The sequence below is a fragment of the Pseudomonas sp. 37 R 15 genome, assembly GCF_900004865.1.
In the GTDB taxonomy this organism is placed as follows: Bacteria; Pseudomonadota; Gammaproteobacteria; order Pseudomonadales; family Pseudomonadaceae; genus Aquipseudomonas; species Aquipseudomonas fluorescens_AM.
In genome coordinates this window covers 40,732-53,227 of the sequence record NZ_CVTV01000027.1, presented here as the reverse complement: position 1 = coordinate 53,227, position 12,496 = coordinate 40,732, and the positions used below count along the sequence as shown (strand labels likewise).

General features: G+C 62.0%; 8 protein-coding genes and 1 pseudogene. 5 read left to right on the top strand and 4 right to left on the bottom strand.

Annotated features, from left to right (window positions below):
• Positions 1–48 precede the first annotated feature (48 nt).
• Complete coding sequence (acnA, locus tag BFQ04_RS08975; protein ID WP_065950506.1) at positions 49–2,790, bottom strand: aconitate hydratase AcnA; 2,742 nt, start codon at positions 2,788–2,790, stop codon at positions 49–51.
• A 191-nt stretch (positions 2,791–2,981) separates the two neighbouring features.
• Between acnA and rlmM the strand changes: the two genes are divergently transcribed.
• Both rlmM and tusA read left to right on the top strand, forming a co-directional pair.
• Entirely contained in the window at positions 2,982–4,058 is a 1,077-nt protein-coding gene (gene rlmM, locus BFQ04_RS08970) for a 23S rRNA (cytidine(2498)-2'-O)-methyltransferase RlmM (RefSeq protein WP_065950505.1), read from the top strand.
• Positions 4,059–4,184: 126 nt separating this feature from the next.
• On the top strand, positions 4,185–4,439 hold the full coding sequence (gene tusA, locus BFQ04_RS08965; RefSeq protein WP_065950504.1) for a sulfurtransferase TusA: 255 nt from the start codon (positions 4,185–4,187) through the stop codon (positions 4,437–4,439).
• A 90-nt stretch (positions 4,440–4,529) separates the two neighbouring features.
• Here tusA and BFQ04_RS08960 read toward each other — a convergent pair whose 3' ends face one another.
• Positions 4,530–5,933: an MATE family efflux transporter gene (locus tag BFQ04_RS08960; RefSeq protein ID WP_065950503.1), complete on the bottom strand. Its 1,404-nt coding sequence runs from the start codon at positions 5,931–5,933 to the stop codon at positions 4,530–4,532.
• A gap of 212 nt (positions 5,934–6,145) precedes the next feature.
• Here BFQ04_RS08960 and pdxB point away from each other — a divergent pair, with 212 nt between their 5' ends.
• Positions 6,146–7,288 carry a 4-phosphoerythronate dehydrogenase PdxB gene (gene pdxB, locus BFQ04_RS08955; RefSeq protein WP_065950502.1) on the top strand — a complete coding sequence of 381 codons (1,143 nt, stop codon included), beginning with the start codon at positions 6,146–6,148 and terminating at the stop codon, positions 7,286–7,288.
• Between the two features lie 54 nt (positions 7,289–7,342).
• Here pdxB and BFQ04_RS29635 read toward each other — a convergent pair whose 3' ends face one another.
• Positions 7,343–7,516, bottom strand: coding sequence for a PA1571 family protein (locus BFQ04_RS29635; protein WP_175413266.1), 174 nt, complete (start codon positions 7,514–7,516; stop codon positions 7,343–7,345).
• A gap of 244 nt (positions 7,517–7,760) precedes the next feature.
• Here BFQ04_RS29635 and BFQ04_RS08950 point away from each other — a divergent pair, with 244 nt between their 5' ends.
• A complete protein-coding gene (locus BFQ04_RS08950) occupies positions 7,761–9,527 on the top strand; it encodes an ABC transporter transmembrane domain-containing protein (protein WP_065950501.1) in 1,767 nt (588 codons plus the stop codon).
• 64 nt (positions 9,528–9,591) lie between these two features.
• Positions 9,592–10,347 (top strand): annotated as a pseudogene (locus BFQ04_RS08945) (Fic family protein); the annotation flags it as partial.
• Positions 10,348–10,433: 86 nt separating this feature from the next.
• Here BFQ04_RS08945 and BFQ04_RS08940 read toward each other — a convergent pair.
• Entirely contained in the window at positions 10,434–12,362 is a 1,929-nt protein-coding gene (locus tag BFQ04_RS08940) for a transglycosylase SLT domain-containing protein (protein ID WP_065950499.1), read from the bottom strand.
• Positions 12,363–12,496: the final 134 nt, after the last annotated feature.

Sequence of the window (12,496 nt, the reverse complement as noted above, 5' to 3'; positions counted from 1 at the left end):
TCCGCCATCGGGAGCAAGCCCCCTCCCACATTGGTTTGGCAGTGTTGCTTAAGAGGCGATCAACTGGCGCAGCACATAGTGCAAGATCCCACCCGCCTTGAAGTATTCCACCTCATTCAAGGTATCAATCCGGCACAGCACCTCGATCTTCTCGCGGCTGCCATCTTCGCGCGTAATCACCAACGTCAGGTTCATCCGTGGTTCGATCTCGGCATCGGTCAGCCCGAGGATATCGATCTTCTCCTTGCCGGTGAGCTTGAGCGCCTTGCGGTTCTGGTCCAGCTTGAACTGCAGCGGCAGTACGCCCATGCCCACCAGGTTGGAGCGGTGGATACGTTCGAAGCTCTCGGCGATCACCGCCTTGACCCCCAGCAGGTTGGTGCCCTTGGCCGCCCAGTCGCGGCTCGAACCGGTGCCGTATTCCTGGCCGGCGATCACCACCAACGGGGTGCCCGATGCCTGGTACTTCATGGCGGCATCGTAAATCGCCATCTTCTCGCCGGTGGGGATATACAGGGTGTTGCCGCCTTCTTCGCCACCGAGCATTTCATTGCGGATACGGATATTGGCGAAGGTACCGCGCATCATCACTTCATGGTTGCCGCGACGTGAGCCGTAGGAGTTGAAGTCCCGTGGCTCCACGCCTTGCTCGCGCAGGTAACGGCCGGCGGGGCTGTCGGTCTTGATGTTGCCGGCGGGGGAGATGTGGTCGGTGGTCACCGAGTCGCCAAGCAGGGCCAGCACGTTGGCACCCTTGACGTCTTTGATCACTGGCAGTGGGCCGGCGATGTCGTCGAAGAACGGCGGATGCTGGATATAGGTGGAGTCCTGCTGCCACACGTAGGTCGCCGCCTGCGGTACCTCGATCGCTTGCCACTGTTCATCGCCGGCAAACACTTCGGCGTATTCCTTGTGGAACATCCCCGTGGTGACCTGGGCCACCGCGTCGGCGATCTCCTGGCTGCTGGGCCAGATGTCCCTCAGGTACACCGGGTTGCCGTGCCGGTCGTTACCCAGCGGCTCGCTGCTGATGTCGATACGTACCGTACCGGCCAGCGCGTAGGCCACCACCAGGGGCGGCGAGGCCAGCCAGTTGGTTTTCACCAGCGGGTGCACGCGGCCTTCGAAGTTGCGGTTGCCGGACAATACCGATGCGACGGTGAGGTCGGCTGTCTGGATGGCTTTTTCAATCGGCTCGGGCAGCGGCCCGGAGTTGCCGATGCAGGTGGTGCAGCCGTAGCCCACCAGGTCGAAACCGAGTGTGTCCAGATAGTGAGTGAGGCCGGCCGCGTTGTAGTAGTCGGTGACCACTTTCGAGCCAGGCGCCAGCGAGCTCTTGACCCATGGTTTGCGCGTCAGGCCTTTTTCCACGGCCTTCTTCGCCAACAGCCCGGCCGCCATCATTACGCTGGGGTTGGAAGTGTTGGTGCAGGAGGTAATGGCGGCGATGACCACGGCACCGTTTTTCAGGCGATAGGTGTTGCCTTCGTATTCATAGTCGGCTTCGCCCACCAGGTCGGCATTGCCCACGGCGACACCGCCGCCGCCTTCGCTTTCCAGGCGGCCTTCTTCCTTGCTGGTGGGTTTGAATTGCAGGTCGAGGAAATCACTGAACGCCTGGCCGACGTTGGGCAGGGCGACGCGGTCCTGCGGGCGTTTCGGCCCGGCGAGGCTGGCTTCGACGCTGCCCATGTCCAGGGCCAGGGTGTCGGTGAAGATCGGCTCCTGGCCGGCGTGGCGCCATAGGCCCTGGGCCTTGGTGTAGGCCTCGACCAGCTTGACGGTTTCCGCCGGGCGACCGGACAGGCGCAGGTAGTCCAGCGTCACCTCGTCGACCGGGAAGAAGCCGCAGGTGGCCCCATACTCCGGCGCCATGTTGGCAATGGTGGCACGGTCGGCCAGCGGCAGGTCGGCCAGGCCGTCGCCATAGAATTCGACGAATTTACCCACCACGCCTTTTTTGCGCAGCATCTGGGTCACCGTCAGCACCAGGTCGGTGGCGGTGATGCCTTCTTTCAATTTGCCGGTAAGCTTGAACCCGATCACTTCCGGGATCAGCATCGATACCGGCTGGCCGAGCATCGCCGCTTCCGCTTCAATGCCGCCCACGCCCCAGCCGAGTACGCCCAGGCCGTTGATCATGGTGGTGTGGGAGTCGGTGCCCACCAGGGTGTCGGGGAAGGCGTAGGTGCGGCCTTCTTCATCCTTGGTCCACACGGTGCGGCCCAGGTATTCCAGGTTGACCTGATGGCAGATGCCGGTGCCCGGTAGCACCACGCTGAAGTTATCGAAGGCGCTCTGGCCCCAGCGCAGGAAGGCGTAGCGTTCGCCGTTGCGCTGCATTTCGATATCGACGTTCTGCTCGAAGGCGTCGGCGTTGCCGAACTTGTCGACCATGACCGAGTGGTCGATCACCAGGTCGACCGGCGACAGCGGGTTGATGCGCTGCGGATCGCCGCCGGCCTTGGCCACGGCGGCGCGCATGGCGGCCAGGTCGACCACGGCGGGCACACCGGTGAAGTCCTGCATCAGCACACGGGCGGGGCGGTATTGGATTTCGCGGTCGGACTGGCGTTCCTTGAGCCAGGCGGCGATGGCCTTGAGGTCAGTGCCGGTGACGGTTTTGTTGTCCTCCCAGCGCAGCAGGTTTTCCAGCAGCACTTTGAGCGACATCGGCAGCTTGTCCAGGTCACCCAGGCTCTTGGCGGCTTCGGGCAGGCTGAAGTAGTGGTAGGTGTTGCTGTCTATTTGCAGTGTCTTAAGGGTTCTCAGGCTATCAAGGGATGACATTACATGACTCCTTATGATCCGCACGGCCACGGACCTGACGGGACGAACAGAGCGTTCAACTTAGCGCTGTTTTCATTAGCAGGCTAATAACTGGACTCTATCGCTGAGTCCAAGGTTCCGAACTCGGCTATCATGCGCGCGTTTTCATGACAGGTATTGCGATAGAGCAATCCAGTTGCCAGGAGATTCAATTGAACACCCTTTTTATGCACTGCCGCCCGGGTTTTGAAGGCGAAGTCTGTTCCGAGATCGCGGAACACGCCGCGCGCCTGAACGTATCCGGCTACGCCAAGGCCAAGACCGGCAGCGCCTGCGCCGAATTTGTCTGCACTGAAGAAGACGGCGCGCAGCGCCTGATGCACGGCCAGCGCTTCGCCGAGCTGATCTTCCCAAGGCAGTGGGCGCGCGGGGTGTTTATCGACCTGCCGGAAACCGACCGTATCAGCGTGATCCTCGCCCACCTGCGGGAGTTCCCGGTGTGCGGTAGCCTGTGGCTGGAGATGGTCGATACCAACGATGGCAAGGAACTGTCGAACTTCTGCAAAAAATTCGAAGTGCACCTGCGCAAGGCCTTGCTTAACGCGGGCAGGCTGGTGGACGACCCGAGCAAGCCGCGCCTGCTGCTGACGTTCAAGAGCGGCCGCGAAGTGTTCATGGGCCTGGCCGAGCCGAACAACTCGGCAATGTGGCCCATGGGTATCCCGCGTTTGAAGTTCCCGCGTGACGCGCCAAGCCGCTCGACCTTGAAGCTGGAGGAGGCCTGGCACCACTTCATCCCCCGCGAACAATGGGATGAACGCCTGCACGGCGACATGACCGGTGTCGACCTCGGCGCGGCCCCCGGTGGCTGGACCTGGCAGTTGGTCAACCGGGGCATGCTGGTGACCGCCATCGATAACGGCCCCATGGCCGAAAGCCTGATGGACACCGGCCTGGTGCAGCACTTGATGGCCGACGGTTTCACCTTCGTCCCCAAGCAACCGGTGGACTGGATGGTGTGCGACATCGTCGAGAAGCCTGCGCGCAACGCGGCGTTGCTGGAAACCTGGATCGGCGAGGGGCATTGCCGCGAGGCGGTGGTCAACCTCAAGCTGCCGATGAAGCAGCGTTATGCCGAGGTGAAGCGTTTGCTCGAGCGGATCGAAGACGGCTTCAAGGCCCGTGGCATTCGTGTGGAAATCGGCTGCAAGCAGCTGTACCACGACCGTGAGGAAGTGACGTGCCACTTGCGTCGACTGCTGGACGTAAAGAAACCCAAGAGACACTGATATCCAATGTGGGAGGCTGGCTTGCCTGCGATAGCGGTATCACTGTCGAAATGTATGTTGAATGTGCCCCCGTCATCGCGGGCAAGCCCCCTCCCACAGGGAGTCGGGTTCGTTTAGGAGTGAAGTATGAGTCTTGAATTGCCCGTCGACGGCATCCTCGACGCCACCGGCCTCAACTGCCCGGAGCCGGTCATGATGCTGCACCAGCACATCCGTGACCTGCCGGCGGGCGGCCTGCTCAAGGTGATCGCGACCGACCCGTCGACCCGCCGCGATATTCCCAAGTTCTGTGTGTTCCTTGACCATGAACTGGTCAGTCAGCAGGAAGAGGCCGGCACGTACCTTTACTGGATCCGCAAGAAAGCCGCCGAACCCTTGTAGGAGCGAGCTTGCTCGCGAAAAACGCTAACGATCACGCAGCGCTTCCGGTTTAACCCGGCGCTCTCAGGTTTTTCGCGAGCAAGCTCGCTCCTACACGGCGCGCGTAAGCGCGGTGCCTGCATGGATACGCCGGCGCGCACTGCGCGCCAGGCGCACCAGCAGCATGCCGGCCGCGCAACTCAGGCCCACGATCAGGCCCTGCCACAAGCCGCTTGGGCCGCTGGGTTCGCCCAGCCAGTCGGTCAGCCCGAGGGCGTAACCTACCGGCAACCCCACGCCCCAGTAGGCAAACAGGGTCAGTACCATGGTCACCCGTGTGTCCTGGTAGCCGCGCAGCGCGCCGGCGGCGGTCACCTGGATGGAGTCGGAGAACTGGAACAGCGCCGAGAACACGAGCAGCATCGATGCCAAGTGGATCACCACCGGGTCGGGGGTGTAGATCGCCGCAATCTGCTCGCGAAACACCAGCATCAGGCTGCAGGACAAGCAGGCATAGGCCAGCGCTGTGCCCATGCCAACGCCTGCGGCAAAGCGTGCTTCACGCGGTTCGCCACGGCCCAGGGCCTGGCCGACGCGCACGGTGACGGCCATGCTCAGGGAGTAGGGGATCATGAATACCAGGGAGCTGACATTCAGCGCGATCTGATGGCCGGACACCACCGTGGCGCCCAGGCTGCCCAGCAGCAGGGCAATGACGGCGAAGATGCTCGATTCGGCAAAGATCGCCACGCCAATCGGCAGGCCGATCCCCAGTACGCGTTTGATCACCGCCCATTGCGGCCAGTCAAAGCGCTTGAACAATTCACTGCTCTGATACGCCGCGCCCCAGCGCGTCCACCCGGCCAGGCCGAGCATCATCACCCACATCGCGATTGCCGTCGCCCAGCCACAGCCCACGCCGCCCATGGCCGGCAGGCCGAGATGGCCGTAGATGAAGATGTAGTTCAGTGGAATGTTCAGCGCCAACCCGCACAAGCCCATGACCATGCTCGGCCGCGTACGCCCCAGGCCGTCACTGAAGCAGCGAAACACGTAATACAGCGCAATGGCCGGCATCCCGGCCGCGATGCCATGCAGATAGCCCATGGACGGCTCGATCAGGTCGGGCTCGACCTTCATTGCGTGCAGTATCGGCTCGGCGCACAGCAACAACAGGGCGCCGCACAGGCCCACCACTACGGCCAGCCACAATGACTGGCGCACCAGAGGCCCGATTTCGTTGAACTTGCCCGCGCCATAGCGCTGCGCGACTTTCGGCGTGGTGGCCAGCAGGGTGCCCGTCATCAGCAAGTACACGGGGATCCAGATCGAGTTACCCAGGCCAACCGCCGCCAGGTCCTGGGGGCTGACCCGCCCGGCCATCACCGCGTCGACAAAGCTCATCGCGGTGGTTGCCAGTTGGCCGATGATGATCGGCAGGGCCAGCGTCAGCAGGCCGCGCACTTCCCGGCGGATGCGGGCGGGGCGGGTGAGGGTAGCGGTGGCAGTGTTCACGTACAGATGTCCAATAAAAAGGCAGTCGCAAGGACGGCGGATTCTACGCTTTGACGCAAGGGTCAGGAAAAAACCTGTGTTGCTGATTTGTAATGCGACTACGCAGGCACCCCCTAACCTGTGTGGTAGAAGGCTTGCCCCCTCCCACAGGGATCCCGGGTGTTACTTGAATCCCATGCCTGTACACTGCTGATCCGCCAAAGGAGCCTGCCATGCTGATTGTTGCCGACGAAAATATTCCGCTGCTCGATGCATTCTTCCGAGGGTTTGGCGAGATACGCCGCGTGCCCGGCCGCTCGATTGATCGTGCCACGCTGGAGCAGGCCGATGTGCTGCTGGTGCGCTCGGTGACCAACGTCAACCGGGCCTTGCTCGAGGGCTCGAAGGTGGGGTTTGTCGGCACCTGCACCATTGGCACCGATCATCTGGACCTCGATTATTTCCGGCAGGCCGGTATCCAGTGGTCAAGCGCGCCCGGCTGCAATGCACGGGGCGTGGTGGATTATGTGCTGGGCAGCTTGCAGACCCTGGCCGAAATCGAAGGTGCCGACCTTACCCGGCGTACCTATGGCATCGTTGGCGCCGGTGAGGTCGGCGGGCGGCTGGTCCAGGTGCTCAAGGGCCTGGGTTGGAACGTATTGGTCTGTGACCCGCCACGGCAGATCGCCGAAGACGGCGACTACGTGAGCCTGCAACAGATCATCGAGCAGTGCGACGTGATCAGCCTGCACACGCCGCTGATCAAGTCCGGCAATGGCGCCACCTGGCATCTGTTTGATCGCCAGCGCCTGGAACAACTCAAGCCCGGCGCTTGGCTGATCAACGCCAGTCGCGGCGCGGTGGTGGATAACGCCGCCCTGCGCGAAGTGTTGCTTGAGCGCGAAGATCTGCAAGCGGTACTGGATGTGTGGGAGGGTGAGCCGCAGGTGGATGCCGACCTGGCTGACCTGTGCGTACTGGCCACCCCGCACATCGCCGGCTACAGCCTCGACGGCAAGCAGCGCGGCACTGCGCAGATCTATCAGGCGTTCTGTGCCCACCTGGGCCAGGCGCCGAGCATTCACTTGAGCGACCTGCTGCCGCCACCGTGGCTGGCCGAGGTGCACCTGAACGCGTCGACCGACCCGGCCTGGGCGTTGGCGACCTTGTGCCGCAGCGTGTATGACCCGCGCCGCGATGATGCGGATTTGCGTCGCAGCCTTGTGGGAACGGTGGACGAGCAGCGCAAAGCCTTTGACTTATTGCGCAAGCATTACCCTGAGCGCCGCGAGATCGATGGCCTGAAGGTGCGCATCAACGGCGAGTCGGCCGTGTTGTCGAGCATGGTGACCGCACTGGGCGCGGTCTGCGTTTAGACAGCCGATAAAAAACCCGGCCACCTGGGCCGGGTTTGAAAGAGCGTCGGCGTTTCAGCCTTGCTGCGCAGGCTTGACCAGGCGCTGTTCCAGTTCGCTGCACGCTTGCTGGATCATCTCTTCGGTAATCTGCACTTCGAGGCCCTTGGCATCGATGTAAGAGCAAGGCAGCTCCTGCGGTTGGCGGATCACTTCAATCTTGGCATCGCTGCTGTTCTGCAAGGTCATGGCCTGTCTCCTCATCAGGTTGTGTACCTACTTTAATTCCCCCGCGTGACCGAGCTATTACAACTCCATACACGTTCACCGGTTCGAACACCCAGTCCACCAGAAACCGGCACATATTTCCAGATCAGTCTTAGACCGATAGCCTCTAGCGGCCTCTATCGGCGGGCATAATTAACCTGACTCATTGTTATTTACACAAGTTCCCCCAATGTTGAGGGTCAGACTCCGTCAGTGGTGAAGCCCTATGTTTTCAACCCGTCAACGCCGCGCAATTCGCTTGGCCAGCCGCTTTATTGCGCCCTATCGCTGGCAGGCGCTGGGCGCCCTGCTGGCGCTGATTGTCACCGCCGGTATTACCTTGTCCATGGGGCAAGGCATACGCCTGCTGGTCGACCAGGGGTTCATGACCCAGTCCCCGCACCTGCTCAACCAGTCCATCACGCTGTTCATGCTGCTGGTGCTGGGCCTGGCGGTGGGTACGTTCACGCGCTTCTACCTGGTGTCGTGGATCGGCGAGCGCGTAGTGGCGGACATTCGCCGGCAGGTGTTCAACCACCTGATTTACCTGCATCCCGGTTTCTACGAGAACAACCGCAGCTCGGAAATCCAGTCGCGCCTGACCACCGACACCACCTTGCTGCAATCGGTGATCGGCTCATCGCTGTCGCTGTTCCTGCGCAATGCCTTGATGGTCATTGGCGGTATCGTGCTGCTGTTCATCACCAACCCCAAGCTCACCAGCATTGTCGTGGTGGCATTGCCGTTGGTGCTGGCGCCGATCCTCATCTTCGGCCGGCGTGTGCGCAGTCTGTCGCGGCTGAGCCAGGACCGCATCGCCGATGTCGGCAGCTATGTTTCCGAAACCTTGGGCCAGATCAAGACCGTGCAGGCTTATAACCATCAGGCGCAGGACGAACAGCGTTTTGCCCTGACCGTGGAGGAGGCGTTTGCCACTGCGCGCAAACGCATCCTGCAGCGCTCCTGGTTGATTACCCTGGTGATCATGCTGGTGCTCGGTGCCGTGGGCGTGATGTTGTGGGTCGGCGGGATGGACGTGATCAACGGGCGCATTTCCGGCGGTGAGCTGGCGGCGTTCGTGTTCTACAGCCTGATCGTCGGCAGCGCCGTCGGCACCTTGAGCGAAGTGCTTGGCGAATTGCAGCGGGCCGCCGGCGCGGCAGAGCGGATTGGCGAACTGTTGCAGTCGAGCAACGAAATCCAGGCGCCGGCCAGCGGCAGCGTGCGCTTGCCGGAGCGTGTCAGCGGGGGCATGGCGCTTGAGGACCTGCGCTTTTCCTACCCGTCGCGGCCAGACAGCTACGCCATCGATGGCCTGAACCTGACGATCAACCCCGGCGAAACCCTCGCGCTGGTGGGCCCTTCCGGCGCGGGTAAATCGACGCTGTTTGACCTGCTGCTGCGCTTCTACGACCCCCAGCAAGGCCGCATCCTGCTCGAAGGCCAGCCGCTGACCGAACTCGACCCGCTGGACCTGCGCCGCCACTTCGCCCTGGTCTCCCAGAGCCCGGCGTTGTTTTTCGGCAGCATCGAGGACAACATCCGCTACGGTAACCCCACCGCCACCCGCGAACAGGTCGAAGCCGCTGCGCGTATCGCCCATGCCCACGACTTCATCCTGCAAATGCCCGACGGCTACCAGACCCACCTGGGCGACGGTGGCCTGGGCCTCTCCGGCGGTCAGCGTCAACGCCTGGCCATCGCCCGCGCGTTGCTGGTGGATGCGCCCATCCTGCTGCTCGACGAAGCCACCAGCGCCCTCGATGCCCAGAGCGAACACCTGATCCAGCAAGCCCTGCCGCAATTGATGCAGGGCCGTACCACCCTGGTGATCGCGCATCGCCTGGCCACGGTGAAAAACGCCGATCGGATTGCGGTGATGGACCAGGGCAAGCTGGTGGCCGTGGGCACGCATCAGCAGTTGATTGCGAGCAATCCGCTGTATGCGCGGTTGGCGGCGTTGCAGTTCAGTGATGGCGGGCAGGAGGAATGAAGCTGCAGTGTGCTTGCGCCTTAGGGCATCATATGGCCTTTCGATAAATGATCTGGATGAGGATATGAGCCGTTATCAACCTCCGTTGACGCTGACGACAAAGATGCTGGCTCTAGTGGCCGATATCAGTGAGCAGATCGGTCAGCTCTCGGCGGGCAATGATAGCCGCCAGACGCCTCAGCTGAGGCGCGGTAACAGGATTCGCACCATTCAGGCTTCGCTCGCGATCGAGAACAATACGCTCAGCGTCGAGCAAGTCACCGCTGTCCTGGAGGGTAAGCGAGTACTGGGCCTGCCACGGGAAATCCAGGAGGTGCGCAACGCCTTTGCAGCCTATGAGGCGATGCCGCACTGGACGCCGAGTGATCGTGCTGACCTGCTGAAAGCCCACGAACTGCTGATGTTCGGATTGATAGACGATGCCGGACGGTTTCGTCACTCGGGGGTTGGCATTTATCGCGGCGAGCAATTGGTCCATATGGCGCCGCCCGCGAGTCGCGTTGCGCAGCTGATCGATGATTTGCTGCAATGGCAGTCAGCTTCAGATTGGCACCCTTTGATCGCCAGTTGTGTATTCCATTACGAGTTCGAATTCATCCATCCCTTTGCAGACGGCAATGGACGAATGGGGCGGCTCTGGCAGACGTTGATACTCAGCCAATGGCGTCCGGCGCTCGCTTATCTGCCAGTGGAGGCGGTCATTCGGGATCAGCAGGATGCCTACTATGCTGCGCTTTCGGCGGCGGATCAGCAGGCAGAAGCGACGCCCTTTGTTGAATTCATGTTGCAAGCCTTGAGCCTGGCGCTGGCTGAGGCGGTGTAAAGCCGACTCATAAAAAATGCCCGCATCTCTCAATGCGGGCATTCCTCTTGAAGCTTCAAACTTGCCGCTTGAAGCTGCCCCTCTTACTGGTCATCAAAATACCGCTCATGCCAATCCACCAACGGCTGCGGCGAATTGAGCTTCTGCCCGTAGATCACCGAATAAGACAGCACGTTCTGCACATACTGGCGGGTTTCGTCGAACGGGATGCTTTCCACCCACACGTCGAAACTCAGGTGATCGGCACCGCGCAGCCATTGACGCACGCGGCCGGGGCCGGCGTTGTAGGCGGCGGAAGCGAGTACACGGTTGCCGTTGAACTGGCTGTGCACCTGGCTCAGGTAGGCGGCGCCGAGCTGGATGTTCTTGTCCGGGTCCAGTACCTGGGCCGGGGAAGCCAGGGGAATGCTGAACTTGCGTGCGGTTTCCTTGGCGGTACCGGGCATCAGTTGCATCAGGCCGCTGGCGCCGACGCCGGAGCGGGCATCGTCCATGAAGGCACTTTCCTGGCGGGTAATCGCGAACACCCAGCTCGAATGCAGGCCGCGCACCTTGGCTTCGCGCACCAGGGTGTCGCGGTGGGCCATCGGGAAGCGGATGTCCAGGTCGTCCCAATACTGCGCCTGACTGATCGTGCGGATCGCCGGGAAGTACCACTTCATGTCGTAGGCCAGCTTCGCCTGCGCGACCATTTCATCACGGTTGAAGTGACGGCTGACGTGGTACCACTCGCGGCGGCCATCGACGATCTGGCCACGGGCGTAGAACTCCAGGGCACGGCGCACGCCTGGGGTATTGCGCATTTTATTGACCAGCGCCTGGCTCATCACCAGCGGCTTGTTGTTCAACTGGTAAGGGGTCTTGGAACGGTCGGCGGCGAGGAAGCCGTAGAAGTCGCGCTCCTTGGCCACGTTTTTGTACAGCACCAGCGCCTGCGGGTTTTTCGGTTCGGCCAGCTCCAGGCTGCGCGCCTGCCAGTAGCGCCAGCGGTTGGTGGTGGCCAGGTCCTGGGGCAGCTTGCGGGTCAGTTGGTAGGCATCTTCCCAGCGCGCCAGGCGCAGCAGCAGGCGCAGGCGCCATTCCGAAACGGTGTTGTCACGCAACTCCGGGTCGTACTTGGTCATTACCTCCAACGCACGAGGGTCGTAGCGACGGGCGAGCGTCAGGCCGATTTCCCGGGCAATCGAGACTTTTTCGTCACGGGAGAAGTGCATGCTGCTGGCGTAGCCGTCCAGCAGGGCCATGGCCTTGTCCGGGTCCTGGCGGGCCAGTCGGCGCAGGCCCAGGCCCACGGCGTCGGACATGGCCTCGGTGGCCGGCAGGAAGCGCGACGGGTCGCTGAGCATGTCGGGTTTTTGCGCCACGTCGATCATCAGGCGGCCCTGGGCGCCGAGCGTCGGCAGGGTTTTCACCAGGCTGTTGGCCAGTGCGTAGTTGCGTGCTTCGGCGGCAAGCTTGGTGCGGTCCCAGATTTTTTGTTCGGTCAACTGACCGTCAGATGCCCATTGGCCAAAGGTCACATCACAGGCGGCCGGCTGGGATTTGCCGGTCATCCACAGCTTTTCGGCGGTCTTGTAGCCCTCGGCCTTGAGGTTGTGGGTCAGTTGGTACTGGCCATGCAGGCAGTCCAGCTCGACGAAGTTGAGCTTGGTATCGTAGTACTTTTCAAAGGTTTGCCAGTCACCCCGTTCGGCCAGCCAGCGCAACCAGCGCAGCTTCATCCAGTTGGCTTGGGGCAGGTCGCCGTTTTTGGCGAGGAACTGTTCGATTTCCTGGTTGCTCGCGGTTTTAAGCCGCGCGGTCAGTTCGTCATACGCCAGGTACGGCGTCAGCGGGTAGTCGGCCAGAGCCTGGCTGTATTGCATGTACGGGCCACTGTCACCCTTGGCGAGGGCGCGCTTGGCTTCATCGTAATATTGACGTTGGGTGGTGAGGTCCACGGCCTGGGCAGATTGAACGGCGGTGGCGGAAAGAAGCAGGCAGGATAAAAAGTTGAAAAGGCGACTGCGCATGAGACGTCCGTGCAGAGAAATCACGACTAGCACCGGCATCGCCGACACTGATTGCCCCTAGCTTAGCCTTTTGCCAGCGACCGGCGAAAGCTTTGCCGGCCGGTTGGTTCAAGTTCGCGGCAAATGTCCTGCAG

Excerpts from the sequence above, each read along its gene's own strand:
- BFQ04_RS08940 (WP_065950499.1), bottom strand. The coding sequence starts at position 12,362 with ATGCGCAGTCGCCTTTTCAACTTTTTATCCTGCCTGCTTCTTTCCGCC.
- BFQ04_RS08950 (WP_065950501.1), top strand. The coding sequence starts at position 7,761 with ATGTTTTCAACCCGTCAACGCCGCGCAATTCGCTTGGCCAGCCGCTTT.
- acnA (WP_065950506.1), bottom strand. The coding sequence starts at position 2,790 with ATGTCATCCCTTGATAGCCTGAGAACCCTTAAGACACTGCAAATAGAC.
- tusA (WP_065950504.1), top strand. The coding sequence starts at position 4,185 with ATGAGTCTTGAATTGCCCGTCGACGGCATCCTCGACGCCACCGGCCTC.
- pdxB (WP_065950502.1), top strand. The coding sequence starts at position 6,146 with ATGCTGATTGTTGCCGACGAAAATATTCCGCTGCTCGATGCATTCTTC.
- BFQ04_RS29635 (WP_175413266.1), bottom strand. The coding sequence starts at position 7,516 with ATGACCTTGCAGAACAGCAGCGATGCCAAGATTGAAGTGATCCGCCAA.